Origin of the sequence: Micromonospora sp. DH13 (genome assembly GCF_020873825.1) — a bacterium.
Classification (GTDB): domain Bacteria; phylum Actinomycetota; class Actinomycetes; order Mycobacteriales; family Micromonosporaceae; genus Micromonospora; species Micromonospora haikouensis.
Genome location: NZ_JAHWGR010000126.1, coordinates 1 through 256, shown reverse-complemented (window position 1 = coordinate 256; position 256 = coordinate 1). Strand labels below are relative to the sequence as shown.

Sequence of the window (256 nt, the reverse complement as noted above, 5' to 3'; positions counted from 1 at the left end):
CGGTATTCTCTACCTGACCACCTGTGTCGGTTTGGGGTACGGGCCGCTAAGAACTCGCTAGAGGCTTTTCTCGGCAGCATAGGATCACTGACTTCACCTGAATCGGCTCGGCATCACGTCTCAGCCTCAATGCACCGCGGATTTGCCTACGGTACGGCCTACACGCTTACCCCGGCACAACCACCGGCCGGGATCAGCTACCTTCCTGCGTCACCCCATCGCTTGACTACTACCCGCCAGGTTCCCACGCTCCCCA

Annotated in this window: 1 rRNA gene; it reads right to left on the bottom strand. The window is 59.8% G+C overall.

The annotated features are described in order from the left end of the window. Nucleotide 1 precedes the first annotated feature (1 nt). Nucleotides 2-256 (bottom strand): 23S ribosomal RNA (locus LPA42_RS34780); the annotation flags it as partial.